Source organism: Gallaecimonas pentaromativorans (genome assembly GCF_003751625.1).
GTDB lineage: Bacteria > Pseudomonadota > Gammaproteobacteria > Enterobacterales > Gallaecimonadaceae > Gallaecimonas > Gallaecimonas pentaromativorans.
This window is the reverse complement of sequence record NZ_RJUL01000003.1, coordinates 150,840-173,968: the sequence shown is the minus strand read 5'-3', so window position 1 is coordinate 173,968 and position 23,129 is coordinate 150,840. Positions and strand designations below refer to the sequence as shown.

General features: G+C 60.6%; 22 protein-coding genes. 13 read left to right on the top strand and 9 right to left on the bottom strand.

Annotated features, from left to right (window positions below; translation table 11 throughout):
• The 3 genes from rstB (at position 1) to EDC28_RS06365 (ending at position 2,901) form a co-directional block, all read left to right on the top strand.
• Entirely contained in the window at positions 1-1,314 is a 1,314-nt protein-coding gene (gene rstB / locus EDC28_RS06375; RefSeq protein ID WP_123421037.1) for a two-component system sensor histidine kinase RstB, read from the top strand.
• A 62-nt stretch (positions 1,315-1,376) separates the two neighbouring features.
• Positions 1,377-1,658, top strand: coding sequence for a hypothetical protein (locus EDC28_RS06370; protein ID WP_050657328.1), 282 nt, complete (start codon positions 1,377-1,379; stop codon positions 1,656-1,658).
• A 79-nt stretch (positions 1,659-1,737) separates the two neighbouring features.
• Complete coding sequence (locus EDC28_RS06365; protein ID WP_123421036.1) at positions 1,738-2,901, top strand: pyridoxal phosphate-dependent aminotransferase; 1,164 nt, start codon at positions 1,738-1,740, stop codon at positions 2,899-2,901.
• On the opposite strand, the gene EDC28_RS06360 is transcribed toward EDC28_RS06365, so the two are convergent.
• The 3 genes from EDC28_RS06360 to EDC28_RS06350 all read right to left on the bottom strand — a co-directional run bounded on the left by EDC28_RS06360 (position 2,898) and on the right by EDC28_RS06350 (position 6,109).
• Positions 2,898-4,103: an iron-containing alcohol dehydrogenase gene (locus EDC28_RS06360; RefSeq protein ID WP_123421035.1), complete on the bottom strand. Its 1,206-nt coding sequence runs from the start codon at positions 4,101-4,103 to the stop codon at positions 2,898-2,900. The two genes, EDC28_RS06365 and EDC28_RS06360, sit on opposite strands and share 4 nt — an antisense overlap.
• A 63-nt stretch (positions 4,104-4,166) precedes the next feature.
• Entirely contained in the window at positions 4,167-5,117 is a 951-nt protein-coding gene (locus EDC28_RS06355) for a VTT domain-containing protein (protein WP_050657331.1), read from the bottom strand.
• A 125-nt stretch (positions 5,118-5,242) separates the two neighbouring features.
• The gene (locus tag EDC28_RS06350; RefSeq protein ID WP_123421034.1) at positions 5,243-6,109 is read right to left on the bottom strand and encodes a D-hexose-6-phosphate mutarotase; all 867 of its coding nucleotides are present in this window, start codon (positions 6,107-6,109) and stop codon (positions 5,243-5,245) included.
• 145 nt (positions 6,110-6,254) lie between these two features.
• Here EDC28_RS06350 and EDC28_RS06345 point away from each other — a divergent pair, with 145 nt between their 5' ends.
• Both EDC28_RS06345 and EDC28_RS06340 read left to right on the top strand, forming a co-directional pair.
• On the top strand, positions 6,255-7,520 hold the full coding sequence (locus EDC28_RS06345; RefSeq protein ID WP_050657333.1) for an MFS transporter: 1,266 nt from the start codon (positions 6,255-6,257) through the stop codon (positions 7,518-7,520).
• Positions 7,521-7,557: 37 nt separating this feature from the next.
• The gene (locus EDC28_RS06340; protein ID WP_050657334.1) at positions 7,558-7,995 is read left to right on the top strand and encodes a CBS domain-containing protein; all 438 of its coding nucleotides are present in this window, start codon (positions 7,558-7,560) and stop codon (positions 7,993-7,995) included.
• A 2-nt stretch (positions 7,996-7,997) separates the two neighbouring features.
• On the opposite strand, the gene EDC28_RS06335 is transcribed toward EDC28_RS06340, so the two are convergent.
• Positions 7,998-9,164 (bottom strand): GGDEF domain-containing protein, encoded by a 1,167-nt coding sequence (locus tag EDC28_RS06335; protein ID WP_123421033.1) that lies wholly within the window; start codon positions 9,162-9,164, stop codon positions 7,998-8,000.
• A 205-nt stretch (positions 9,165-9,369) separates the two neighbouring features.
• On the opposite strand from EDC28_RS06335, the gene EDC28_RS06330 reads away from it, so the two are divergent.
• Complete coding sequence (locus EDC28_RS06330) at positions 9,370-10,596, top strand: Nramp family divalent metal transporter (RefSeq protein WP_050657336.1); 1,227 nt, start codon at positions 9,370-9,372, stop codon at positions 10,594-10,596.
• A 31-nt stretch (positions 10,597-10,627) separates the two neighbouring features.
• Here EDC28_RS06330 and EDC28_RS06325 read toward each other — a convergent pair whose 3' ends face one another.
• The 5 genes from EDC28_RS06325 to lolB all read right to left on the bottom strand — a co-directional run bounded on the left by EDC28_RS06325 (position 10,628) and on the right by lolB (position 16,423).
• Positions 10,628-12,187 carry an OpgD/OpgG family glucan biosynthesis protein gene (locus EDC28_RS06325; protein WP_123421032.1) on the bottom strand — a complete coding sequence of 520 codons (1,560 nt, stop codon included), beginning with the start codon at positions 12,185-12,187 and terminating at the stop codon, positions 10,628-10,630.
• A 115-nt stretch (positions 12,188-12,302) separates the two neighbouring features.
• Complete coding sequence (locus EDC28_RS06320; protein ID WP_123421031.1) at positions 12,303-13,880, bottom strand: M28 family metallopeptidase; 1,578 nt, start codon at positions 13,878-13,880, stop codon at positions 12,303-12,305.
• Between the two features lie 148 nt (positions 13,881-14,028).
• Entirely contained in the window at positions 14,029-14,973 is a 945-nt protein-coding gene (locus EDC28_RS06315; protein ID WP_050657339.1) for a ribose-phosphate pyrophosphokinase, read from the bottom strand.
• 59 nt (positions 14,974-15,032) lie between these two features.
• Positions 15,033-15,881: a 4-(cytidine 5'-diphospho)-2-C-methyl-D-erythritol kinase gene (gene ispE, locus EDC28_RS06310; RefSeq protein WP_123421030.1), complete on the bottom strand. Its 849-nt coding sequence runs from the start codon at positions 15,879-15,881 to the stop codon at positions 15,033-15,035.
• On the bottom strand, positions 15,866-16,423 hold the full coding sequence (lolB, locus tag EDC28_RS06305; protein ID WP_170164047.1) for a lipoprotein insertase outer membrane protein LolB: 558 nt from the start codon (positions 16,421-16,423) through the stop codon (positions 15,866-15,868). The genes ispE and lolB overlap by 16 nt, the downstream gene beginning before the upstream one ends.
• A 94-nt stretch (positions 16,424-16,517) precedes the next feature.
• Here lolB and hemA point away from each other — a divergent pair, with 94 nt between their 5' ends.
• The 7 genes from hemA to kdsA are packed head-to-tail and all read left to right on the top strand — an operon-like array spanning position 16,518 to position 23,057.
• The gene (gene hemA / locus EDC28_RS06300) at positions 16,518-17,777 is read left to right on the top strand and encodes a glutamyl-tRNA reductase (RefSeq protein WP_050657342.1); all 1,260 of its coding nucleotides are present in this window, start codon (positions 16,518-16,520) and stop codon (positions 17,775-17,777) included.
• Positions 17,774-18,865 carry a peptide chain release factor 1 gene (gene prfA / locus EDC28_RS06295; RefSeq protein ID WP_050657343.1) on the top strand — a complete coding sequence of 364 codons (1,092 nt, stop codon included), beginning with the start codon at positions 17,774-17,776 and terminating at the stop codon, positions 18,863-18,865. Before hemA ends, prfA begins: the two co-directional genes overlap by 4 nt.
• Entirely contained in the window at positions 18,862-19,692 is an 831-nt protein-coding gene (gene prmC, locus EDC28_RS06290) for a peptide chain release factor N(5)-glutamine methyltransferase (protein ID WP_123421028.1), read from the top strand. The genes prfA and prmC overlap by 4 nt, the downstream gene beginning before the upstream one ends.
• A 51-nt stretch (positions 19,693-19,743) precedes the next feature.
• Positions 19,744-20,133, top strand: coding sequence for a SirB2 family protein (locus tag EDC28_RS06285; protein ID WP_050657345.1), 390 nt, complete (start codon positions 19,744-19,746; stop codon positions 20,131-20,133).
• Positions 20,133-20,936, top strand: a complete 804-nt coding sequence (locus tag EDC28_RS06280; protein ID WP_123421027.1) for a transglutaminase family protein — start codon at positions 20,133-20,135, stop codon at positions 20,934-20,936. The genes EDC28_RS06285 and EDC28_RS06280 overlap by 1 nt, the downstream gene beginning before the upstream one ends.
• A gap of 18 nt (positions 20,937-20,954) precedes the next feature.
• Entirely contained in the window at positions 20,955-22,202 is a 1,248-nt protein-coding gene (locus tag EDC28_RS06275; protein ID WP_123421026.1) for a DUF819 family protein, read from the top strand.
• 9 nt (positions 22,203-22,211) lie between these two features.
• A complete protein-coding gene (gene kdsA, locus EDC28_RS06270) occupies positions 22,212-23,057 on the top strand; it encodes a 3-deoxy-8-phosphooctulonate synthase (RefSeq protein WP_050657348.1) in 846 nt (281 codons plus the stop codon).
• The last annotated feature ends 72 nt before the right edge of the window (positions 23,058-23,129 follow it).

Here is a 23,129-nt window from a genome sequence, read left to right as displayed (position 1 = left end):
GTGCGCCGCCTCTTTACCCAGTTCTACCTGTTGGTGTTTGCCTGCTTTTTGGCGGCGGCGCTGCTGATTGGCGGGGTGTATCAGTTCACCGCCGAGCGGGCCAGCAACCGCTATCTCGAAGGGCTGGTGCAGGACTTTTTGGACCGCTTTACCCAGCAGATGGCCGATGTGCCCGCCAGCCAGTGGCCGGGGCAGGTTGAGGATTTTGGCCGCCGCCTGCATCTTACGCTGCGCATCGGCGCCCTTAGCGAGCAGCCCCTGGCCCCGGCGGATTTAAACTTTCTGAGCCAGGGCAACATCCTTATCGTCGAGGACGACGCCACCTTTCGCCAACGCATTCCCGGCACCGACCAAGTGCTCATTATCGGCCCGGTACCCTATCTGCATTTTCAGCATGAATTGCACTGGTTGGTGCTGGGGCTGCTGATTTTGCTGGGCCTGTCCCTGGCCTTTCCCATCCTCTTGTGGATGCGCCCACACTGGCGCGGCTTGCAGCGATTAGAAGCTGCCGCCAAGCGCCTTGGCCGAGGCGAACTGGATGCCCGGGCGGCGCTGCCCAGCAAAAGCAGCCTGGCCACCCTGGGGGCCACCTTCGACCAGATGGCCAGCCAGCTGCAAAGCCTGATAGCCGGGCGCAAGCAACTTACCGACGCCATCGCCCATGAGCTGCGCACGCCGCTGGTGCGGCTGCGCTACCGCTTGGCCATGCAGGAGCCGCCCTTGGCCCCTAAGGCCCTGGCCGAGTTGGAGCGGGATCTCAATGCCTTTGAGTACCTGATTGACGAAATGCTGGTCTACAGCCGCCTTAACGAGCCCGAACCGGCCCTTAATATCGGCACCCTTGAGCTGGGCCAGTGGGCCGCCGAGCACCTGGCCGACTGGCAGGCCCAGGGCGCCGGGCGCACCCTGGAACTCACCGGCCCGCCTGCGCCCCTTTATTGGCAAGGAGACGGGCGCCTTTTGGAAAGGGCCATGGATAACCTGGTGGGCAACGCCCTTCGCCACTGCCGCCAGCAGGTGCAGATTGCGCTTAGGGAGGAAGACGGCCAGGCAGCGCTGAAAGTCACTGACGACGGCCCCGGCGTGGCTGCCGAGGCGGCAGCGCGTATCTTCGAGCCCTTTGTGCGCCTCGATGAAAGCCGCAACCGGCGCACCGGCGGTATCGGCCTTGGCCTTGCCATAGTGCGCAGCATTGCCCATTTGCATGGCGGTGACGTGCGCCTCGAAGGCCCCGGCCCCGGCGCCAGTTTTACCTTGTTACTGCCTGTACATTCGGTAACAAAGCGTCACCAGGGCGCTACAGAGTTGCCGTAACGGTCACACTTACAATGGCGGCGTTGGAGCAAAACGGCTCCTGGTTGATAACGAGGTCACTCATGAAAAAACTGCTTCCCCTGGCCATTGCCGCAGCCTTTGCCTTCAACACCGCCGCTGTTATGGCTGCCCCTGCCGACGCTCCGGTGAAAACCGAAGCTGCCCAGATGCAAAAAGCGGCCAGCGACAAGGCGGCCAGCAAAACCGAGAACAAAACCAACCACACCAAGCCCAAGGTCAAAAAGGTGAAAAAGGCCCATCACAAGAAAAAAGCCGCCACCAAAAAAACCGCCAAGAAAAAAGCGGAAAAGACCAGCGAGCAGGACAAGGCCAAGGCCTCCTGAGAAAAGCCCCGCAGCAGCGGGGCTTTTTTTGTACCGGCGGCGGTGTTACTACTGCCTTTGCCAATAAGCAGAGGTGGGTATGACAAGTTGGTCGGCAAGGGCGAGGGAGATTGAATCCTTCAAGGTGATGGATCTGCTGAAAAGGGCCAAGGCCCTGGATAGCGAAGGCCATGACGTGGTGCACATGGAAGCGGGGGAGCCGGATTTCCCGGTGGCCTTGCCGGTGCGCCGCGCCGCCCACGCCGCCCTTGACGCGGGCTTTACCCAATATACCCCGGCGGCCGGCATTCCTGAGCTTCGGGCGCGCATCGCCAGGTTTTATCAAGAGCGTTATGGGCTGGATATCGCTCCTGAGCGGGTGGTGGTGACCAGCGGCGCCTCGGCGGCCTTGATGATGACCTTCGCCCTGCTGGCCGAGCCTGGCCAGGGCTTTATGATGGCCGATCCGGGTTATCCCTGTAACCGCCAGTTCCTGCGCTTTATCGAAGCCCATTCCCAATTGGTGCCAACCGGTGCTGGCGAGCGCTACCAGCTCAATAGCGAACTGGTGCGCCGCCACTGGCAAGCCAATACCGCCGGGGTGCTGGTGGCATCCCCTGCCAACCCCACCGGCTCGGTGCTCCATAAAGACGAGCTGCTGGCCCTGAGCGGCGCGGTGAAAGAGCTGGGGGGCCATCTGGTGGTGGACGAGCTCTATCACGGCCTGACCTACGGCTTTGATGCTCCATCGGTGCTGGAAGTGGACGACAGCGCCTTTGTCATCAACAGCTTTTCTAAATACTTTGGCATGACAGGTTGGCGCCTTGGCTGGCTGGTGGCGCCCGAGGCGGCGGTGCCTGAGCTGGAGCGGATGGCCCAGAATCTCTACATCTCGCCAGCTACCTTGTCTCAGCACGCGGCGCTGGCGGCCTTTGAGCCAGAGAGCCTGGCTATCTTCGAGGAGCGGCGGCAAGCCTTTGCGGCGCGCCGGGACCGCCTGGTGGCGGGGCTTCGGGAGCTTGGCTTTGATGTGCCGCTGCTGCCGGAAGGCGCCTTTTATGTGTACGCCGACGCTTCTCATCTTACCGACGACAGCTTCAGCTTTTGCTGGCAGCTTCTCGAAGAGCTGCATATTGCCGCCACCCCTGGCCTTGATTTTGGCCGTCATCAGGCCAGCCGCTTTATTCGCTTTTCGTACACCACCGGTCTTGAGCGCATTGAGCTGGCCCTGGCCCGCATGGCGGATTTTATTGCCCGCCGCTAAGGCTTGGTGGCAAGGCTGGCTACCAGGGCTTTTAGCTCATCATCTTTTAAATAGAGCGGCACCGCGTACAGCCAGTGAGCCTCGTGCTGGGCCTGGCGGCTGATGGCCTCGATGTCGCGGGCTTGAAGTTCCGCTACCCCAAGGTGGATGCCAAGGCCGGTTATAAGCGCCGTTACCTGCTGGCAAAAGGCGTCGGCCAGGGCTTGGTCGTTGTCGCCGGGCAGCGCCAGTTGGCGGGCAAGGGCGGCCAAGCGCCCGGGAATACGCTCGCTATAAAGGGCCAGTACCTTGGGCAGCACCTTGGCGTTGGCAAGGCCATGGGGCAGGTGATAGTAGGCCCCCAACTGGTGGGCAATGGCATGCACATAGCCCACTCCCGCCTTGGTAAAGGCAAGGCCGGCGTAGCAGGCGGCGATGGCCATGGCGCTTCTGGCCTCAAGGTTGTTGCCATCGCGATAGGCCGCCGGGAGCTGGGTGAAAATCAGGCCCATGGCGGCCCGGGCCAGGCGGTCGGTCTCGCGGTTGGCGTTATTGGACAGCAGCGCCTCGATGGCGTGGGTCAGGGCATCAATGCCGGTAGCGGCGGTCACGGCCGGCGGTAGGCCGGTCATCAAGGTTGGGTCCAGGGCCACGGCGCTCGGCAGCAGGCAAGGGTCTATCACCGGCTTTTTCTGGTGGCTTTGGCTGTGGGTGATAACGGCGGCAAAGGTCACCTCCGAGCCGGTGCCGGCGGTGGTGGGCACGGCATAAAGGGCCAGGCCACGGCGGCGAAGGCGAAGCAGCCCCGGCGCTTTATCAAGGGGCAGGTTGCGGGGCGCCAGGGCGGCAATCAGCTTGGCGGTATCAATGGCCGAGCCGCCGCCAAACCCCAGCACCGCCTCGGCGCCATGGTGCCTGGCCGCCTCGATGCCGGCTTGGATCTGCTGGTCGGTGGGGTCTGGGGTCAGCTCGTAAAATACCGCCGTCTCTACCCCAAGCTCTGCGAGGGTTGCCAGTATCTTTTCTGCCAGCCCCAGCCTGAAAAGGGCTTGGTCTGTTACCAGCAGCAGTTTTTTCACCCCTTGCTGGGCGAGGGTGGTGGCGAGCTGCTGGCTGCTGCCGGGGCCGCAAAACAGCAATGGCGGTGTGGTGGGGATAAGGTAGCCGGCCAGTTTTTGGCCGAACATCAGGGTGCGAAAAAAGGCGGCTTGCAGCTGGAACATCCGTATCCCCAAGGTCAGTGGTGTTGCTCTATCCTGCCTGACCTTGGGGCATTTCCCAAGGCGTTAGCTTTGCAGCTGCGGCTCAGGCTCCTCGATGGCGCTGTGGGCCTGCCAGGCCTCCAAACCGCCTTGCAGCGCCCAGCAATGTTCGACTCCATGGGCCTTAAGCTTTTCGGCAAGGATAGCGGCCGACAGCTCCTTGGGGCAGGCGCAGTAAATCACCACGTCTTGGCCGGGGTGGGTAAGCTGGCCCAGCAGCTCCTCGATGGGGGCTTCCAGTGATACCGCCAGGGCGCCGGGAATGCCCTCTTCCATGGTGGGAGTCATGGAGCGGACATCTAGCACCAGCGGGCTTTGGCCACTGTGGTGGCGCTCGGCCAGCTCTTGAACCGTAATGCGGGGTACCTTGGCGGTGCGCCGTACCAGTAGGCGCCGCTTTACAAATTTAAAACCGATAAAGAGCGCCAGCGCGCCCAGCACTACCGCAAAGCCGATGCTGCCGTATTGGCTGAGCCAGGCCAGCACGTCGCCGACGGTATCGCTAAATACCAGGCCGATAAAAAGGCCGGTGCCGGCCCAGATCAGGGCGCCCATGCCGGTATAGGCCCAAAACACCAGCCAGGAAGTACGGTGCATACCGGCCATGGCGGTAAAGAGTGCGCCGGCGCCGGGCAGAAAACGGGACACCAGCAGCGCCTTGGGGCCGGTGCTGGCGTAGACATTGAGGCCGGAGCGAATACAGGTGTCTTGAGACAACGACAGCTTACAGATGGTGCGCAGCAGCTTGCTGCCATGGCGGCGCCCGGCAAGGTTCCAGACGCTGTCCGCTATCACGCAGGCCAGCACCGCCAGGGCCAAGGCTTCTGGCAGGCTGATAAGCCCTTGCATGGCCAGGGCGCCAACCAGAATAAGCAGCGGAAAGGCAGGAATAGGCAGCCCCAGCTGCTCCAGCAGGACATTGAGAAAGACCAGTAACAGGCCTTGTTGTTCAAGCAGTTGCTGTAATTCGCGCATGGGGTCTCCGTCACCTGCGGCATTATAAGAGGAGAGCCTGGCGGCAGGTTACCTCGGCAAAACGAACACCTTAATCGCCTTTAGCACAAGATGATATACCCGGGCCACAGGCCCGGGTAGCGGGTTTAGTCCTGAGAGCTGGCCCAGTAAAACTCGGTTACCAGGCTGTGGCGCTCGCCTGGGGCCAGGGTCACGGCGTCGGCTTGGATATTGGCCGCCTCCAGGCACACCATGGTTTTAAAGCCGTCGTCCGGGAACTGGGCCAGGGCCTTGGCCTTTTCGACCCAGGGATTCCACAGCACCAGGCTGCGGCTGCCTTCGCGGGCCACCGCTATCAGCCCCTCGCCGGTGTCGATGTGCTGAAGGGGTTTTTCCACGCTGTACATGCGGTCCACTTCCTGGCGGACAACGGCCGGGCCTTGTTGCTCGAAGGGGCCTTCGTCAAATTCAAGATAATGGCTGCCGGCCAGGCCGCGCACCGACACCTGGTTGATGTCGGGCACCGCAAAGTAGCTGTGCAGCGCCTGGGTGAAGGTAAAAGGGGCGGTACCGGTGTTGTCGGTGCTGAGCACCAACCGCGCCCTTTTACCCAGCACCATCACCATGGTCAGCTCGCTGGCATGGGGCCAGTAGGCTTCGGGTACGGCGCCGGCGGGCAGGGCCAGCTCAATCACAATTTCACCGTCCTGGTCTTCCACGTCCACCAACTGCCACTCGCTGGTGCGGGCATAGCCGTGGGCCGGGGCCTCGGCGGCTGGTTTGTTGTTGCCAAACCAGGGCCAGCACACCGGCACCCCGCCACGAATGGCGCGGCCACGGGCAAAATCTTCAAGGGGTGAGAGCCACAATAACGGCTTGAGCCCTTTGGGCTGAAAGTGCACCAACTGGGCCCCTTGCAAAAACACCCGCGCCTGGCAAAGGGCGGAGTCGATGTCCAGGTAGGCCAGGTCGCTTGGGGTGCGTCCCAGGGTAACGGATAGGGGTAAGCTCATTGCGGCTTCCTTGCAAAAGTCGAGTCCCATTGTGCTAAGCCTTGGCGCCCTTCACAAGCCCCTTGGCGACACTGGCCGGACAACACTGACGACTTTCCAAAAATCTGTTAGCGTCCAGTAACTTGCCTTAGTTTGCGGAGTCTTGATGGCAACCGACCGCGCGTTATCCCGAAGTGATGTCAAGGTGCTGACCTTATCGGCCCTTGGTGGGGCGCTGGAGTTTTACGACTTCATCATCTTTGTGTTCTTTGCCAAGGCCATTGGCCAGCTGTTCTTCCCGCCGGACATGCCCGAGTGGCTGCGCCAGCTCCAAACCTTTGGCATCTTTGCCGCCGGTTATCTGGCCCGGCCGCTGGGTGGCATCATCATGGCCCATTTTGGCGATCTGCTGGGCCGCAAGAAGATGTTCACCTTGTCCATCTTTTTGATGTCGGTGCCCACCTTGTTGATTGGCCTGCTACCTACCTACCAAAGCTGGGGCTATGGCGCTGCCATTGCCCTGGTGCTGATGCGCATGTTGCAAGGAGCGGCGGTGGGCGGCGAGGTGCCGGGGGCCTGGGTATTTGTCTCCGAACACGTCAAAAAACACCATGTGGGCCTGGCCTGCGGCAGCCTTTCGGCGGGGCTGGTGGGGGGCATTTTGCTGGGCTCCTTGATGAGCGTTTTTATCAACAGCCACCTGGCCGACGTGCTGCTGGACTGGGGCTGGCGGGTGCCTTTTATTGTCGGTGGCCTGTTTGGGCTGCTGGCGGTTTACCTGCGCCAGTACCTGCATGAGACACCGGTGTTTGCCCAGATGCAGCGTCGCCGCGCCCTGGCTGCCGAGATGCCGGTCAAGGTATTGCTGAAAAACCACAAGCGCAGCATCCTGCTGGCCATGGCTGTTACCTGGATCCTCACCGGGGCCGTGGTGGTGGTGGTACTGATGACCCCAACCCTAATTCAGGCCCAGGCCGGGATAAGCGCCGTGGCGGCCTTTGAAGCCAATGCCCTTTCTACCTTTGCGGTCATGGTAGGGGCGGTGCTGAGCGGCGCTTTAAGTGACCGTTTTGGCCGGGGCCGGGTGCTGGCCTTTTGGAGCCTGCTGCTGGTGGCAAGCTATGGGCTGATGATGTGGCTGCTGCCAACCCATCCCCAGTGGCTGCGGGAGCTTTACCTGCTGGCGGGGCTGGGGGTGGGGATAACCGGGGTAATTCCGGCCATTGCGGTCAGTGCCTTCCCGCCCGAAGTGCGCTTTACCGGCTTGTCGTTCTCCTACAACCTGGCTTACGCCATCTTCGGCGGCTTTACCCCGATACTGGTGTCATTGCTGGTGGCCTGGCATCCCTTGGCGCCGGTGGGTTATCTGGCGGCGCTGGCGGTGCTGGGAATAGTGATAGGGTTAACCTTTTCTCAAAGGTCACCTATATAGTCAGTAGGCGGCGCCCGCCTTGTGTTGGAGGTATTCGATGAAAGTTGCCCAAGCCATGACCACCCGTGTGGTGCACGTTTACATGGATACCGCGCTCAAGGAGATTGGCGATATCTTCGCCCAGCGCCCCTTCTTCCACCTGCCGGTGCTGGACGAAGACAACCGCTTTGCCGGTTTTGTGTCCTTGGTGGATTACCAGGCCAACACCACACCTTTTTTGAACACTCCCGCCGAGCGCAATGTGGATAGGGAGTTGCTGAAAAAGCCCGCCCATCAGGTGATGACCCGCCAGGTGCCCACCCTGATGCCGGAGCAAGATCTCGTCTCTGCCGCCAAATTGCTGCTGGAAAACCACTACAGCTGCCTGCCGGTGGTGGATGGCGATGGCCAGTTGCTGGGGGTACTTTCCTGGAAGGATGTGATGCGTATCGGCATTGCCCAGGCCGAGCGTTTGCCCGCCGACAGCTTTCTCTAGCTTTACATCACCACCACCCGGTTACGACCTTGGTGCTTGGCCTCGTAGAGTGCGCTGTCAGCACGACTGAGCAATTGCGATAGTGGCTCGTCACGGTGCCGGCGCTGAGCAACGCCAAAAGAGACGGTAACCTGCAAAGCGCCACCTTTGGTGGTTGTTATGTGGGTATCGGCAATGGCTTGACGCAATGTATCGGCCAGCTTGGCAGCCTGGGCCTCGTCGGCATTGGGTAAGAACAATGCAAACTCCTCACCACCTAAACGGCCAAAAATATCCCCTCTGCGAATGCGCCCCTGCATCAGGGCGGTCAGCTTTTTCAGCACTTCGTCCCCCACGGCGTGGCCGTGGTTGTCGTTCACGTTTTTAAAGTGGTCGATATCCATCATCACGCAGCAGAGGTCGCCTCCATGGCGGTGCTGGTTAGCTAGCGCCTGTTCGGCCAGGGCTAGGGTGGCGCGTCTGTTGTTGATGCCGGTCAGCGAATCAAGGTTGGCCAGGGTTTTAAAGCGCTGCTGGGTGTAATCGGCGCAGATCATGAAAAACCCCACCGTCAGCAGTGGTGGCGCCAAAATCAGCACGAAGGTGGTGGTTTTGATGATGGCCGAGAAGTCCGGCAGTGTTTGATAGCCAAAATCACTGCTGTACCAGGCCGCCAGCAGCCGTGTCAGGCTCACCAGTATCAAGGACGCCAGGGTCAGGGTCATGAAGATCACATGAGGGGAATGCTGTTGTCGCCAGGCGCCAATGCAGTGCAGCAGTGCCAGTGTCCACACCACCAAGGTCAGCCCTGCCAGCAGCAGGATCCGGTAGCTGTCGTCGCTGCGAATGATTTCAAAATAGTAAAGGGCAAAGGTGCCAAGGCTAATGGACAGTATCTTTATCAACAGATAGTGGCGCTGGCCAAAGAGGCTGGCAAGGGCCACAGCGTATGCACCATAGGCCAGGGCCAGCAGGAAATTGGCCACTACCAGGGTCCAGCCTAGAGGCAGGGTGAGGCGTGAGGAAAACAGCCCATAAGCGATACCCATGACCAGATTGGCCAGGGCCCACAGCCGCATCTGTTGGCGATGGGCTTCGTCCCGGGTAAAGCTTGCCGCCAGCATCCACAGGCCCATCAAGATCAGCAACACGGCCAGTGAAAAAAGCGACGCGATAAGGTCAATCTGCATATCACCTAAGCCGCAGGGGTATCTTGTTGTTACTTCAATATAAATGGCACTGGGAATTCTGCCCCCTTATATACCTAAGGTCAGGTTCGCTGGCGCCGAGGGCATGTGATAATCACAACGTCGATAGGGTTAATCGGCAAGTTGCATTTGATAATTATTATCAATAAAGGCTACTCTGCCCCTATTCCCGTATTTGGAGTCAACCATGGACCAGCTCATGCCAGAAGGTGCTCTTAGCCCAGCCAAAAGAAGGCTGCGCGTGTCCATGCTTGGGCCTGCCTTTATCGCCGCCATTGGTTATATCGACCCCGGTAACTTTGCCACCAATATTCAGGCCGGTGCCCAGTTTGGCTACAGCCTGCTGTGGGTCGTGGTGTGGGCCAACCTAATGGCGATGCTCATTCAATGGTTGTCGGCAAAGCTGGGGGTAGTGACCGGTAAGAACCTCGCGGAGCACCTGCGCGATACCCTGCCCAACAAGGGCCTGGTGTGGTTTTACTGGGGGCAGGCCGAGATCATTGCCATGGCCACCGACTTGGCCGAATTCGTGGGGGCGGCCATTGGCTTTAAGTTGCTTTTGGGCATCAGCTTGATGGAAGGGGCGCTTTTGACCGGCGCCGTGACCTGGGCACTGCTGATGGTGCGTGGCCAGCCGATGCTGGAGAGGGTCATTGGCGGCTTGCTACTGGCGGTGGCGGCGGCTTTTATTATCGAGCTGTTCCTTTCCAAACCGGCGGCCGGCCCGCTGCTTAAAGGGGCGCTTATTCCCGGCCTGCAAAACAGCGAGGCCCTGTATCTGGCGGCCGGTATCCTTGGCGCCACCGTCATGCCTCATGTGATTTACCTGCACTCGGCGCTAACCCAGCGCCGCTATAGCCATGTCGACCCAGCCAGCAGCCTCAAGGCGACCCGCTGGGATGTGGCGGTGGCCATGGTGGTGGCAGGCTTTGTGAACCTGGCCATGGTGGCGGTGGCAGCCGCGACTTTCCACTTTAGCGGCCACCAGGGTATTGCCGAGATTGAGCAGGCCCACACCATGCTTGAGCCGTTACTGGGCGATGCGGCGGCCACCATTTTTGCTCTGAGTCTGATTGCCGCCGGTTTGTCTTCCACCGTGGTGGGCACCATGGCCGGGCAGGTGGTGATGCAAGGCTTTATGCATTTCACCATTCCCCTGTGGCTGCGCCGCTTTATCACCATGTTGCCGGCACTGGCGGTGATAGCCCTGGGCTGGGACCCAACCCGCATCCTTATTGCCAGCCAGGTGGTACTGAGTTTCGGTATTGCCTTGGCTCTGGTGCCGCTGCTGCGCTTTACCAACAACAAGGCGCTGATGGGCCAATGGGTCAACCGGCCGCTAACCCAGGTGGTGGGCTGGCTTTGTGTGGCGGTGGTACTGAGCCTCAACGGCTACCTGCTTACCAGCCTCTAACGAAAAACGCCCTGCAATGCAGGGCGTCTTGTTATTGGTTGAGGTTGGGGGTGCTCAGATCGCGCTCGGCTACCGGTGGCGGTGTCCATTGATAGAGCCAAGTCTCGCTTAGGGCCTTGTTGCCCTTTTTCAGATAAAGGCGCATGTCGATAGGGGCGGTGCTGTCGTCTGGCACCACATCAAAGCGGGCCCGATAGCCTTTGTGGCCGGCGATGGGCCGCACCGACACCAGCTCAACCTTGCCCCGTGACACGCTGACATCGGCTTTGATTTCCGAGGGCGCGTTCAGCGGCATCATGTTGAAGATGTCCCCTTCAAAATCCACCACGAAGCGGTGGCTGTAATGGTCGCGCTTCTGGCCTACCACGCCGCCGATACCGGTGCGGGTTTCTTTGACATGGGCCAGGTGCGGAGTGTGCGGCATCCGCTCGCCCCAGTACATGTTGTAGCTGTACAGCAGCTCCTGGCCGGGTTTGACCGGCTGGGCAGGTTGCCAGAACGCCACGATGTTGTCGAAGGTCTCGTCGATGGTGGGGATCTCGGTCAAATCGACGGTGCCCTTGCCCCAGTTGCCCACCGGCTCAATCCAGAGGCTGGGGCGTTTTTCATAAAAGACCCCGTCGTCCTGGTAGTGGTCGAAGTTGCGGTCACGCTGCAACAGGCCAAAGCCCTTGGGGTTGTCGTCGGTAAAGGTGTTGAAGTGTAGGCTGGCCGGGTTGGTCAAAGGCCGCCATACCCACTCGCCGTTGCCGCGCCACATGGACAGGCCATCGGAGTCGTGGATCTCGGGGCGCCAGTCCCAGCTGGCGCGATGATCGTTCTCACCTACCTGGAACATGCTGGTGAGCGGCGCTATGCCCAGGCGCTCAATCTCGGCGCGCGGGTAGATGGCGGCGTCCACGTGCATCACCAGCGGTTCGCCGGGGGTGATGGTGAAGTGGTAGGCGCCGGACACGCTTTTTGAGTCCATCAGCGCATAGACCTCGGCGGTGTCGTCACTGCCTTGGGGGCGTACCAGATAAAAGCGGGTGAAGGTGGGAAACTCTTCCGGGCGGGGCAGGGCGGTATCTACCGCCAGGCCGCGGGCCGAGAGGCCGTACTGCATGCTTGAGCCCACAGCCCGGAAATAGCTGGCCCCCAAAAAGGAGATGATGTCTCGCTGCCAGTCGGTAAGGCTGTGGAGGCGAAACCCGGCAAAGCCGAGGTTTTTGGGGAGCTTGGCGTGGTCGAGGCCGGATTTACCGTAATCGAAAAAATGCTTGTCGTAGTTGATGGCGCGGGCTTCGCCGTCCACCACCTCATAAAGCTGTACCGGGGTTTTGGCGTACATGCCAAGGTGGAAGAACTCGGCCCGAAAATGGCTGGGCAGTTTGCTCCAAAGGGCCTGGTCGTGCTTGAAGACAATGGACTGATGCTGGTCCCAGTTAAGGTCGGCCACCGCCTTGGGCAGTTTGTCTGCTGGTGCCTGATAGGGGTGGTCGGCCAGGCTACGGGCCTCTCCCTTGAGGGCGGCGAAGCTGAACGGGTCGGCCAAGGCCGCCTGGCTTGCAAGCAGGGCCAGGCCGACGGATAGGGCAGTCATTGTCTTCATGGGTGGTCCTTGCAGTAAAAACAATAGTCGCTAATGTGCCAGAAACTGATTGGCCAAAGCCTGAACCAAATGCGGCCAATAAAAAAAGGCCCTGCATGCAGGGCCTTGATTTTCTTTACTCTTTGTCTTTCTCGCGGGCGGCTTTGAACTCCGAACCCTGGTACCACTTGGGCCAGTCGCGGCTGTTGGCCAGCTTGTCGGCAATGCCGTACAGCAAGGTCATGTCCTCTTGGGTGCCGCTCAAATCCCAGTTGGGGGAGTACTCATCGGCCGGCTTGTGGTAGCGCTTGGCGATGTAGTCGGGGCTGTTGGCACCCAGGCTCATGAACAGCAGGCCCGGTACCCCCTTGTGGGCCAGGGCGAAGTGGTCAGAGCGGAAGTAGTAACCATCCTGCGGTTTGGGGTCGTCCTTGATGTGGCGGTGCTGGGCCTTGGCGCCAGCGGCCAGGTACTCTTCCAACTCGTTTTGGCCACGGCCAAACAGCAGCGCGTAATCCACCTTGCCGGAGACATTCATGCCGTCCATGTTCAGCAGCGCCACCATGTCTTTGGTAGGCGCCGGCGGCTTGGCGGCAAAGGCGGTGGCGCCCAGCAGGCCCTGCTCTTCGCCGGTAAAGGCGGTAAAGATGATGGAGCGCTCCGGGTGGGTGCCTTTAAAGGCGTCGGCCAGGCTCACCAGGGCAGCCACACCAGTGGCGTTGTCCACAGCGCCGTTGTAGATCTGGTCGCCCTTGAGGTTGGGGTTACGGCCCAGGTGGTCCCAGTGGGCAGAAATAACCACGTACTCGTCGGGGTATTTGGCGCCGGGGATCATCCCCACCACGTTGTGGGAGGTGCCGCGCTTGAGGTCGTTATTGAGGGTGAGGTTGGCTGGCAGGTGCAGATCCACCGCTTTAAAGCCCGGTTTGGCAGCGGCGGCCTTGAGCTTGGCGTAATCCTCGCCGGCGGCCTTTAAGATCTTCTCGGCAGTGGCTTTTTGCAGCCAGCCGCGCACCGCCAGCTTACCGGCGTTGTCGGTGTCGTCCACCAGGGTGAATTTGGCGCCCACGGCGCCACTTTCCACTACGCCCCAGGGGTAGGCGGCCGGCTTGGTTTCATGAACGATAAGGGCCCCGGCGGCGCCTTGGCGCATGGCCTCTTCGTATTTGTAGGTCCAGCGCCCGTAGTAGGTCATGGTGTTGCCACGAAAGACCTCGGGGTCCTGGGTGGCAAAGCCCGGATCATTGACCAGCACCACCACGGTTTTGCCTTTTACGTCGACGCCTTTGTAGTCGTCCCAGCCAAGCTCGGGAGCGTGGATGCCGTAACCGACAAAAACCAGATCGGAATTATCCAGCTTGGTCTGCTTGGTAAAGCGCTGGGTGACCGCCACAAAATCGCTGCCGGGGGCAAACTGCATGTCGCCGACTTTTAAGGTCATATCCTGGCTGGCGGTAATGCGGCCCAGCTCTACCGGCTGGAAGTAATCACCAAAATACCCGGGCTTAAGGCCAGCCTTGATAAAGGCCCCTTTGAGGTAATTGATGGTTTTGGTTTCCCCTTCGGAAAGCGGCGCACGGCCTTCAAATTCATCAGAGGCCAGGGTTTTTACGTTCTGGCGATATTCGGCCATATCAAATTGCGGGGCGGTAGCGGCGGCGGCCTGCAAACTGGCGGCGGCCAGTACCAGGGCACCCATAGCGGGGGTTTTCATTGTCACTCCTAGATAACCGGGGCTTTTGGCATTGGAGCAGAAATGCCAACACTTTGAAACCGCGGGGTATCCCGCCAAACCGGCGGTACGACGCCGAGGCATAAAAAAAGCCCGCCGAAGCGGGCTTTGTCACGCACAAAGTGCTTATTTATTCGAACATTGCCGAGATGGACTCTTCGTTGGACACCCGGCGAATGGCCTCGGCCAGCATGCCAGACAGGGTCAGCTGGGTGACCTTGCCGCAGGCTTTCATGGCGCCAGACAGCGGCACGGTGTCGGTCACGATCACCTGATCAATCACCGAGTCGGTGATGTTCTGAGGGGCGTTGCCGGAGAAAACCGGGTGGGTGGCGTAGGCAAAGACGCTGCGGGCACCGTGGTTTTTCAGGGCTTCTGCGGCTTTGCACAGGGTGCCGCCGGTGTCGATCATGTCGTCAACGATGATGCAGTCGCGGCCTTGCACGTCACCGATGATGTTCATCACCTGGGCTTCGTTGGCACGGGGACGACGTTTGTCGATGATGGCAAGGTCGGTGTCGTTCAAAAGCTTGGCCACGGCGCGGGCACGTACCACACCGCCGATATCGGGGCTCACTACGATGGGTTTTTCAAAGTTCTGGGCTTTCATGTGCTCAAGCAGCACCGGCGTGCCGAAGACGTTGTCTACCGGCACATCGAAGAAGCCCTGGATCTGCTCGGCGTGCAGATCCACCGTCAGTACCCGGTCCACGCCCACGTTGGACAGGAAGTCGGCCACTACCTTGGCGGTGATCGGTACCCGGGCGGAGCGCACGCGGCGGTCCTGGCGGGCATAACCGAAGTAGGGGATAACGGCAGTGATACGGCCGGCAGAGGCGCGACGCAGGGCGTCGACCATCACCACCAGTTCCATCAGGTTGTCGTTGGTGGGGGCGCAGGTAGATTGGATGATAAAGACATCCAGGCCACGGACGTGATCGTTGATCTGAACGCTGATCTCGCCATCGCTAAAGCGGGTGACAACGGCATCTCCCAGGGGGATATACAGGCGTTCGGCGATCTTTTTCGCCAGTTCGGGGGTAGCATTACCAGCGAAAAGCTTGATGTCAGGCACGGTAAGGACCTCAGGGGCATTGTGTGTTCAGTTTTGACCGGATATACCGGCCCTGCAAATCAGTCGCAGACTGCAAGCCGCTCATGCAGCGGTGAGCGGTTCACACCCTTGGCAACAAAGCTCTGCCATTGCGGTGGCAGCAGAGATTGGGTAGCTACGGCGGCGACTTGAGAGTCGAAGCGCGCAAAAACGCAGCAGCCGGTCCCGGTCATTCTTGCCGGCGCGTATTCTAGCAACCACGAAAAAACCTTTTCAATAACGCCGTAGTGCTTAAAAACCGTCGGTTCGCAATCGTTTGCCCAATCTGCGGGCTGGATCTCGGCGATGGGGCGCTTGGGGGTATCCCTTTTTAAGTCATCAGCTTGAAACACTAAACCGGTATTAACGCTGACCGGCGGCACCACCACCAGGTACCAAGATTCGGGCGGATTGGCGTCGGTAAAAATTTCTCCCACCCCTTCGGCAAAGGCGGCTTTGCCCCGCACAAAAATCGGCACATCGGCGCCGAGGGTCAACCCCCACTGGGCCAGGGTATCGAGGCTGATGTCGCAGCCCCACAAGCGATTAAGGCCCACCAGGGTGGTGGCAGCGTTGGACGAACCGCCCCCCAAACCGCCGCCCATGGGCAGGCGTTTGTCGATGCGGATATCGGCGCCAAGGGGGCAGCCGGTTTTTTCTTTAAGAAGGCGCGCGGCCTTGACGATAAGGTTGCTCTCGGCCGGTACACCTTCGAATTCGGTCAGCAGCCGGATAGCGCCGTCCTCTCTTGGGGTAAAGTGCAGCTCGTCACCGAAATCGACAAATTGGAACAAGGTCTGCAGCTCGTGGTAGCCGTCGGGGCGGCGGCCGGTAATGAACAAAAAGAGGTTCAGTTTGGCCGGCGCCGGCAGGCTTAACGGGGTTGCCATTCGTTGATCTGCAATTTGATTTTGATGTTGTCTTTGCTCATATCCAGCATGGCCGGGAGGTCGCGGCCGCCGGCTTGGGTCCAGCGCAGGTAGTGGATGGTCCAGCCTTCGCTTTTCAGGGTGTCGATGCGGCCCTTGCTGTCTTTTTTGACTATCATGCCGCGCTCGCCGCTCTGGCCCTTGAGCCATTGGGGGAAGTCGTTGACCGGCAGCTGCCAGCCGGTCAATTGATATAACAGATACTGGGCATCGGTATCTTTGAAGGTGCCTTCGCTGTTGGTGAGGCTGACCTGACCGGGCTCCCCTTCCATGGACAGCACCGAGGTGCCCAGGAAACTGGTGAGCTTGAGGTTAAAAGTCTGTTTCTGCTGTTGCCAGTAAAGGTTGGCAGAATCACGCTTGTCGGGGGTAATAATGGCCACCTTGCCCAGCACCGCATAGTTGACCAGCGGCCGGTTGGGACTGGGCCATTGGCCTTTAGGGAAGCTGACGCAGGCACTGAGCCAAAGGGTCGCTAAAACAAGCAGTAATGTCTTTTTCATAGGGCGCCAGTATAGCGGTGGCCGCACTGTGGTTTCCATGGCCTTATAAATTTCAGTAGAATTGCCTCGCCAATTTCCAGAGACCCGCCGTTTCATGACCTTACTGGCTATCGGCCTGAATCACACAACAGCCCCTGTGGCGCTGCGCGAAAAAGTCGCCTTCGGGCCCGACTCGCTGCCCCGTGCCCTGGCGCAGCTGCCAGCGCTGCCCGGCATGGCCGAGGCGGTGGTGCTCTCTACCTGCAACCGCACCGAGATTTTTTGCCAAAGCGATGACGAGCAATCGGTGCGCCACTGGCTGGCCCAATTTCATGAGCTGTCTGACGACGAGCTCAATCCCTATCTGTACGTCTACCAGAACGACCAGGCCATCACCCACCTGTTGCGGGTGGCCTGTGGCCTCGATTCGATGGTGCTGGGCGAGCCGCAAATTCTCGGCCAGCTCAAGCAGGCCTACAGCCAGGCCCGCCAGGCCGGTACCGTCAACCAGCTGCTCGACAAGCTCTTTCAGCACGGCTTTCGGGTGGCCAAAGAGGTGCGTACCAAAACCGAGATAGGCGCCAACGCGGTGTCGGTGGCCTATGCGGCGGTCAGCCTTGCCAAACACATCTTCCCGACCCTGGCCGACACCAAGGTAATGCTGATTGGCGCCGGCGAAACCATCGAACTGGTGGCCACTCACCTCAAAGAGCAAGGGGTGGACAACCTCACCGTGGCCAACCGCACCCTGGCTCGGGCCCAGGAACTGGCCGGCAAGGTAGCGGCCAGCGCCATTACCTTAGAAGCCCTGCCCGACAGCCTGCATGAGGCCGATATCGTGATAGGGTCCACCGCCAGCCCCTTGCCCATCATCGGCAAAGGCATGGTGGAGCGGGCCTTAAAAGCGCGGCGCCACAAACCGATGTTCTTTGTGGATTTGGCAGTACCCCGGGATATCGAAAGCGAAGTGTCCGAGCTGGACGACGCCTTTTTGTACACCGTTGATGACCTTCAGCAGATCATCGATGAAAACCGCGCCAAGCGCGAAGCCGCCGCCGCCCAGGCCGAGGCCATGGTGCTAGAGCAGGTCCAGGCCTTTGCTACCTGGATCAACGGCCTCTCGGCGGTGGACCATATCCGCGATTATCGCCAGCAGGCCGAGGGCATCCGCCAGGACCTGCTACAAAAAGCCCAGGCGCAACTGGCCGGCGGCGCCGATGCCGCCCAGGTGCTTGAGCGGCTGTCGGCCCAGCTTACCAACCGATTGATCCATGCCCCCACCAAAGCCTTGTCCGATGCAGGCCGTGAGGGCGACCAGGCCAGGCTGGACACCATTGCCGGTGTGCTGGGCCTGGACAACCGAGAGACTCCATGAACCCATCGATACTGGCAAAGCTGGAAAGCCTGCAAGAACGTTTTGAAGAAGTGCAGGCGCTGTTGTCTGAACCGGCTGTGATTAGCGATCAAAAGCGCTTTCAGGCCCTGTCCAGGGAATTTGGCCAACTCGAAGAAGTCACCAGCTGCTTTGGCCGCTTTAAAAGCGCCCAGGACGACCTGGCGGTGGCCCGCGAAATGCTCGACGGCGACGACGCCGAACTCAAAGAAATGGCTCAGGAAGAAGTGGCGGGCGCCAAGGAGCGCATCGAGGTGCTGGAGCACGAGCTGCAAATTCTGCTGCTGCCCAAAGACCCCAACGACGAGCGCAACGTGTACCTGGAAATTCGCGCCGGCGCCGGTGGCGACGAGGCGGCCATTTTTGCCGGCGACATGTTCCGCATGTACAGCCGCTACTGCGAAGCGCGCCGCTGGCGGGTGGAAGTGGTGTCCAGCAACGACGGCGAGCACGGCGGCTTTAAAGAAGTGATTGCCCTGGTCAGCGGCGACGGCGTTTTTGGCCGCTTCAAGTTCGAGTCCGGCGGCCACCGAGTGCAGCGCGTGCCGGCCACCGAATCCCAGGGCCGTATCCACACCTCGGCCTGTACCGTGGCCATTTTGCCCGAAGTGCCGGAGGCCGAAGCGGTCAATATCAGCACCGCTGATCTGCGTATCGACACCTACCGCGCCTCCGGCGCCGGTGGCCAGCACGTTAACCGAACCGACTCGGCGGTGCGCATTACCCACATCCCCACCGGGGTGGTGGTGGAGTGCCAGGACGAGCGCTCCCAGCACAAGAACAAGGCCAAGGCCATGTCGGTGCTGGCGTCCCGCATTCAAGCCATGGAAGACGAAAAACGGCGGGTGGCCGAAGAGGCAACCCGCCGCTCTTTGGTGGGCTCAGGGGACCGCTCCGAGCGCATTCGCACCTACAACTACCCGCAAAGCCGGGTCACCGACCACCGCATCAACCTCACCCTCTATCGCCTCGAAGAAGTGATGGAAGGGGGCCTGGACTTGCTGATTGAGCCCTTGATGCAAGAACACCAGGCCGACTTGCTGGCCGCCCTGGCCCAGGGCCAGGCATGACCCTGTTAGAGGCTCTGCGCTGGGGCCGAGGCGCCCTTGCCGGCGGCGAATCGCCTGATATCGACGCCCGGCTGCTGTTGATGCACGCCGCCAAGGTCAGCCGCACCACCTTGCTGGCCTTTGGCGAGCGGCCCCTAAGCACCGCCGAACGGGCGCTGTTCGAGGCCTTTATTGCCCGGCGCCAAGGGGGCGAGCCGGTGGCCCATATCCTTGGCGAGCAGGAGTTTTACGGGCTGGCCCTGGAGGTCAACCCCCATACCCTTATCCCAAGGCCCGACACCGAAACCCTGGTGGATTTGGCCCTGGCGCTGCCGGCGCAGCCGCTGCGGTTTTTAGACCTTGGCACCGGCACCGGCGCCATCGCCATCGCTCTTGCCGCCCAGCGCCCCGGCTGGCAGGGCATTGCGGTGGATGCCGTTAAAGAAGCGGCAGAGCTTGCCAAACGCAATGTCGCCCGCCACCAGGTGGCGGTGACGGTGCGAGAAGGCAGCTGGTTTATGCCGGTGCGCGCAGAACGCTTCGGGCTGATCGTCTCCAACCCGCCCTACATCGACCCCATAGACCCGCACCTTGGCCAGGGGGACGTGCGCTTTGAGCCGCTGTCGGCGCTTATTGCCGAAGAGGCCGGCCTTGCCGACCTCAAATACATCATCGAGCAAGCGCCCGCTTACCTCCAAGCCCCCGGCTGGCTGATGGTGGAGCACGGCTACGACCAAGGAGCGCGGGTGCGCGAGCTGATGCAACAACGAGGCTTTGGCGCGGTGCGCAGCGAGCGCGACCTGGGCGGCCAGGAGCGGGTGACCCTGGGGCAGTGGCGAGACAACTAAGGCCCTGTTGGGGTATAATGGCCGCTTACTTTTTGTAAAGGCCTGTCCTTGATGGCGTTTTTGTACCCAGCCCTGAAACACGTCCATGAACTCTCCATTTTTGCCAGCCTGTTGTTGCTGACCATCCGCTTTGCCATGGACTTTCGTAACCGCCAGGACTGGCGTCAGGCCAAGGTACTGAAAGTCTTGCCAAGGGTGTTTGACACCTTGCTGTTGCTCTCGGCCGTCGGCCTTTGTGTGGTGCTGTCGAGCTACCCCTTCCAAAGCCCCTGGGTTACCGAGAAGCTGCTGGGCCTGGTGGCCTACATCCTGCTAGGCGTCGTGGCGCTGCAACGCCAGCGCGGCAAGCTGATGCGGGTCTTTGCCCTGGCCGGCGCCTATGGCTGGGTGCTGTTTAACGCCAAGCTTGCCATCACCAAAACCCCGCTGGTGTTCAGTTGATGCTGTCTGCCGACCTCAAAGCGCGCCTGGGTGCGCGCGGCGCCAAACCGGTGATGACCGCCCTGCATCTGGCGGGCGAATTGTCGCAAACCGACGTGCGGGCCTTCGAAGGCTGCCTTCTAAGCTGGCGCGACCAGCTCAGCCTGCGCCTTGGCCAGCAAACCAAGGGCCAGCCCCTGGACGCCCTGCTGGATTTTTTCTACCAAGAGCTCGCCTTTCACGGCGACAACAGCCATTTCACCAGCCAGGGCTGCTTGTTGACCTCGGTTATCCGCGAGCGCCGCGGCAGCGCCACTGCCCTTGGCCTGCTACTGCTTTACTTGGCCGAGGGCCAGGGCATTGCCCTTGATGCCATCGATTTCCCTGGCTACCTGCTGCTTACCAGCCCCACGCGCCCCGGCGCCTTCTTTGACCCTTTAAGCGGCTTTTGGCACCCCATGGCCGAGCTGGAGCTGTGGCTGCGTGGCCTTAGAGGCAACTGGCAGCGGCTCAAGCACCAGCACACCGAGCCGCTGGACAACCAAGGGCTGCTGCTTCGCCTTCTTAAAGCCACCAAGGGCGCGCTGACCCGCGACGGCCGGTTGATGGAAGCGGTTAAAGTGACCCAGGCCATGGTGGAAATGACCCCCAATGACCCTTACCTTATCCGTGACCGCGGCTATCTGCTGGCGGAGCTGAACTGCGTGGCCCCGGCCAGGGACGATCTGCGCTATTTTGTGGAACATTGCCCGGACGACCCGGCCTGCGCCCTGCTGAAAAATAAAATGAAGGCCCTGCCAACGGACAGCGCCACCCTGCACTGAAATTCAAAGGAGAGATGAATGCAGACGCCGCTCTTGCAAAATGATGCGACGGTTCTGGGGTTATTGGCGGTGTTATTGGGGGCGGTGTTCTACACCAGCCATTCCCAAAACCGTTATTTCAAGGCCTTCTACAAGTACGTTCCCGCCCTGCTGCTGTGTTATTTCCTGCCCTCGTTGTTTAACAGTGCCGGCATTATCAGCGGCGAGCATTCCAAGCTGTATTTCGTGGCCTCGCGCTACCTGCTGCCGGCCTGCCTGGTGCTGCTGTGCATGTCCATCGACTTTAAAGCCATCCTCGGCCTTGGCCCCAAGGCGGTTACCATGTTTTTGGTGGGCACCTTGGGCATCGTGCTGGGCGGACCCTTCGCCTTGATGGTGATGGGGCTTTTTGACCCGCAGGATGTGGGCGGTGGTGATGGTGCCGACGCGGTATGGCGCGGCATGACCACCATCGCCGGTTCCTGGATAGGCGGCGGCGCCAACCAGGCGGCCATGAAGGAAGTCTACGGCGTGGGTGACGGCATCTTCTCGGTGATGGTGACGGTGGACGTGATTGTCGCCAATATCTGGATGGCGGTGCTGCTGTATATGGCCTCCAAGGCCGATGAAATCGACGCCAAAACCGGCGCCGACACCCGTGGCATTCAGCTGCTGCGCAAAAAGGTGGAGGCCTTCGAGGCCGAACATGCCCGCATTCCCAGCATGAACGATTTGATGCTGATTGTAGCGGTGGCCTTTGGCGCTACCGGCCTTTCCCACTGGGTGGCCGATGTGGTGACCCCCTGGATGGTGCAAAACGTGCCTTGGGGTGAGCGCTACAGCCTGCATTCGGATTTCTTCTGGATGATTGTCACCGCCACCACCATCGGCCTGGGGCTGTCTTTTACCCGCGCCCGTAAGCTCGAAGGGGCAGGGGCCTCCAAGGTGGCCTCGGCGTTTTTGTATATTCTGGTGGCCACCATCGGCATGAAGATGGACGTGCTGGCCATTGCCGACACCCCCGTTTATTTTGTGATTGGCGGCATCTGGATGGCGTTCCACGCCGCCCTGATGCTGATTGTCGCCCGCCTTATCAAGGCGCCGCTTTTTTACATGGCGGTGGGCTCGCAGGCCAATGTCGGGGGCGCCGCGTCGGCCCCGGTGGTGGCTTCGGCTTTTCATCCCTCACTGGCGCCGGTGGGGGTGTTGCTGGCGGTACTGGGTTATGCCCTGGGTACCTATATGGCTTGGCTCTGTGGCCAGCTGATGCACTTTGTTTCGTTGTAAGGAATGACCATGCAAGAGAACATCCAACTGGGTGGTTTTGAAGTCGGCAACCACAAGCCCTTTACCCTGTTCGGGGGCATGAATGTGCTCGAATCGCGGGACCTGGCTTTGCGCATCTGCGAATATTACGTGGACGTCACCGGCCGCCTGGGTATTCCCTTTGTGTTCAAGGCGAGCTTTGACAAGGCCAACCGCTCGTCCATCAATTCCTACCGTGGCCCTGGGCTCGACGAAGGCCTGAAGATCTTTGAAGAGATCAAAAAGACCTTTAACGTACCGCTCATTACCGACGTCCATGAGCCGCACCAGGCCGCGCCGGTGGCCGAGGTGTGCGACGTTATCCAACTGCCCGCCTTTTTGGCCCGCCAGACCGATTTAGTGGTGGCCATGGCCAAGACCGGCGCCATCATCAACGTTAAAAAACCGCAGTTCCTGGCACCCCACGAGATGCGCCACATCCTCAAGAAATTCGACGAGGCCGGCAACCAGCGGGTGATGCTGTGCGAGCGGGGCAGCAGCTTTGGCTACAACAACCTGGTGGTGGACATGCTGGGCATGGACGAAATGAAGCACTTCAAGGTGCCGGTTATTTTCGATGCCACCCACGCCCTGCAGCGCCCAGGCGGCCGCAGTGACAGCGCCGATGGTCGCCGTGCCCAGGCAGCCGAGCTGGCCCGAAGCGGCATGGCCCTGGGCCTGGCCGGGCTCTTTATCGAAGCCCACCCTGACCCGGACAAAGCCCTGTGCGACGGCCCAAGTGCCTTGCCGCTGGCCAAGCTTGAGGCTTACCTCAAACAGATGAAGGCGGTGGACGAGTTGGTGAAATCCTTCGAGCCCCTGGACACCCAGGGCTGATCCCCAAGGGAGGCTGCGGCCTCCTTTTTGTTTGCGTTATCGTTGCTTATTTAGATTGAATTGTTTCTGATA

Bases quoted from the DNA above. Each gene is read 5' to 3' on its own strand.
- EDC28_RS06325 (WP_123421032.1), bottom strand. From the start codon at position 12,187: ATGAAGACAATGACTGCCCTATCCGTCGGCCTGGCCCTGCTTGCAAGC.
- EDC28_RS06360 (WP_123421035.1), bottom strand. From the start codon at position 4,103: ATGTTCCAGCTGCAAGCCGCCTTTTTTCGCACCCTGATGTTCGGCCAA.
- EDC28_RS06345 (WP_050657333.1), top strand. From the start codon at position 6,255: ATGGCAACCGACCGCGCGTTATCCCGAAGTGATGTCAAGGTGCTGACC.
- hemA (WP_050657342.1), top strand. From the start codon at position 16,518: ATGACCTTACTGGCTATCGGCCTGAATCACACAACAGCCCCTGTGGCG.
- lolB (WP_170164047.1), bottom strand. From the start codon at position 16,423: ATGAAAAAGACATTACTGCTTGTTTTAGCGACCCTTTGGCTCAGTGCC.
- EDC28_RS06370 (WP_050657328.1), top strand. From the start codon at position 1,377: ATGAAAAAACTGCTTCCCCTGGCCATTGCCGCAGCCTTTGCCTTCAAC.
- EDC28_RS06285 (WP_050657345.1), top strand. From the start codon at position 19,744: ATGGCGTTTTTGTACCCAGCCCTGAAACACGTCCATGAACTCTCCATT.
- EDC28_RS06340 (WP_050657334.1), top strand. From the start codon at position 7,558: ATGAAAGTTGCCCAAGCCATGACCACCCGTGTGGTGCACGTTTACATG.
- prmC (WP_123421028.1), top strand. From the start codon at position 18,862: ATGACCCTGTTAGAGGCTCTGCGCTGGGGCCGAGGCGCCCTTGCCGGC.
- EDC28_RS06335 (WP_123421033.1), bottom strand. From the start codon at position 9,164: ATGCAGATTGACCTTATCGCGTCGCTTTTTTCACTGGCCGTGTTGCTG.
- EDC28_RS06355 (WP_050657331.1), bottom strand. From the start codon at position 5,117: ATGCGCGAATTACAGCAACTGCTTGAACAACAAGGCCTGTTACTGGTC.
- EDC28_RS06280 (WP_123421027.1), top strand. From the start codon at position 20,133: ATGCTGTCTGCCGACCTCAAAGCGCGCCTGGGTGCGCGCGGCGCCAAA.
- prfA (WP_050657343.1), top strand. From the start codon at position 17,774: ATGAACCCATCGATACTGGCAAAGCTGGAAAGCCTGCAAGAACGTTTT.
- EDC28_RS06350 (WP_123421034.1), bottom strand. From the start codon at position 6,109: ATGAGCTTACCCCTATCCGTTACCCTGGGACGCACCCCAAGCGACCTG.
- EDC28_RS06320 (WP_123421031.1), bottom strand. From the start codon at position 13,880: ATGAAAACCCCCGCTATGGGTGCCCTGGTACTGGCCGCCGCCAGTTTG.
- kdsA (WP_050657348.1), top strand. From the start codon at position 22,212: ATGCAAGAGAACATCCAACTGGGTGGTTTTGAAGTCGGCAACCACAAG.
- EDC28_RS06330 (WP_050657336.1), top strand. From the start codon at position 9,370: ATGGACCAGCTCATGCCAGAAGGTGCTCTTAGCCCAGCCAAAAGAAGG.
- EDC28_RS06365 (WP_123421036.1), top strand. From the start codon at position 1,738: ATGACAAGTTGGTCGGCAAGGGCGAGGGAGATTGAATCCTTCAAGGTG.
- EDC28_RS06275 (WP_123421026.1), top strand. From the start codon at position 20,955: ATGCAGACGCCGCTCTTGCAAAATGATGCGACGGTTCTGGGGTTATTG.
- ispE (WP_123421030.1), bottom strand. From the start codon at position 15,881: ATGGCAACCCCGTTAAGCCTGCCGGCGCCGGCCAAACTGAACCTCTTT.